Genomic DNA, 1,936 nt, shown 5'->3' with positions numbered 1-1,936 from the left:
TGGGTGGTTCAGTCGAGGAAACTGGCCAGAGCTACATGTCGCTGCCAGAAGAGTACCAGCGTATCGGAACGGACCAGAAGCAGACCGCAGCGGCGATGAAAGCCTGCATCAAAGAATACAACGCCACTCTGCCTGCTCAGGTGAAAACCAGCGGTAGTCGTGATGCGTTACTCGAGCAGCTGGCAATCATCAATCCTGACCTGGTGGCACAGGAAGCGCAGAAGCCGCAACCGCTGAAAGTGTCCGGTACCAAAGCGGATCTGATCCAGACCGTGAAGTCTGTTAATCCGGACGCCGTCTTTGCCGACGAACTGCTGGATGCGTGGCGCGAGAATCCGCATGGGAAAGTGCTGGTCACCCGCCAGCAACTGAGCACTGCACTGAGCATTCAGAAAGCCCTGATCCAGCACCCGACCGCTGGCAAGCTACTGACACACCCGAGCCGCGCAGTAGAAGTCAGCTACTTTGGCTTCGACGACGAAACCGGTCTGGAAGTCCGTGTTCGTCCAGATCTGGAAATAGATCTGGATGGTGTGCGTATTGGTGCCGACCTGAAAACTATCAGCATGTGGAATATTAAGCAGGAAGGCCTGCGCGCCAAACTGCACCGCGAAATCATCGACCGTGACTATCACCTGAGCGCGGCCATGTATTGCGAGACCGCAGCGCTGGACCAGTTCTTCTGGATTTTCGTCAACAAAGACGAGAACTACCACTGGATCGCCATCATCGAGGCATCCACCGAACTGCTGGAACTGGGCATGCTCGAGTACCGCAAGGCGATGCGCGCCATCGCTACCGGCTTTGACTCTGGCGAGTGGCCAGCGCCGATCACCGCTGATTACACCGACGAACTGAACGACTTCGACCTGCGCCGCCTTGAAGCGCTGCGTCTGGCTTAATGGAGGATTTGACCATGCAAAATACTAACATCATTACGACTGAGCAGGCTCCTAACACCATTTCCGCCAGCAACGCTGTATTCAACGTACAGGCGCTCGGCCAGCTAACCTCTTTCGCTGAATTGATGGCACAGTCTGCCGTCACCGTTCCCAAACACCTAGCGGGGAAACCTGCCGACTGTATGGCGATCGTCATGCAGGCTATGCAGTGGGGAATGAACCCATATGCGGTTGCCCAGAAAACGCACCTGGTCAACGGTGTACTGGGTTACGAAGCGCAACTGGTTAACGCAGTGATTTCCAGTTCCAGCGCCATCATTGGTCGCTTCCATTACGAATATGGCGGTGACTGGGAGAAAATCGCCGGGAAAAAAGACGGCCGCGATGAATTAGGCCTGTTTATCCGGGTCGGCGCCGTACTGCGAGGAGAAGATGAAATAACCTGGGGTGAGCCAATCTACCTGGCAGATATCACCACACGTAACTCTCCATTGTGGAAAACAGCACCGAAACAACAAATCGCTTATCTGGCAGTGAAATACTGGGCTCGCCTGTACTGCCCAGAAGTCATCCTCGGCGTCTACAGTCCAGATGAAGTTGAGCCGCGCACTGAGAAAGAGATTAACCCGGCACCGATACACGTTAACCTGGCTGATATCTCAGGTGACACTGTCACAACCACGCAAAGCGCACAGGAATCATCGGTAAATATCGACTCACTGGCCGATGATTTCCGCGAACGCATCGATGCTGCGCAAGATGTTGATAGCGCCAAAGCACTGCGCGCTGATATCGAAAGTGCGAAGGCCACACTCGGATCTTCCCTGTTCACCGAGCTGAAGAACAAGGCGGTGAAACGTTATTACCTGGTTGATTCACGCAACAAGGTTGAAGCCGCAATCAACTCCCTACCGTCTCCGGACGAACCGGATGCAGCAGCACGTTTCGGGGAAGTTGAGCGAGTTCTGGCAGCGGCGAAACGTCACCTGGGCGACGAGTTGCACGATCAGTTCAGCATCACCCTCGCAGACATG

At 54.9% G+C, this 1,936-nt stretch carries 2 protein-coding genes; both read left to right on the top strand.

Features of this window, described 5'->3' with window-relative positions:
• Positions 1 to 902, top strand: a 902-nt coding sequence (locus tag FDW94_RS23900; RefSeq protein WP_249358314.1) for a PD-(D/E)XK nuclease-like domain-containing protein, incomplete at its 5' end; no start/stop codon positions are given.
• 14 nt (positions 903 to 916) lie between these two features.
• A partial coding sequence (locus FDW94_RS05585; protein ID WP_137377264.1) for a RecT family recombinase occupies positions 917 to 1,936 on the top strand: 1,020 nt, incomplete at its 3' end.

It is taken from the genome of Citrobacter sp. wls757 (assembly GCF_005280935.1).
GTDB lineage: Bacteria > Pseudomonadota > Gammaproteobacteria > Enterobacterales > Enterobacteriaceae > Citrobacter > Citrobacter portucalensis.
This window is presented reverse-complemented; position numbering and strand designations above follow the sequence as displayed.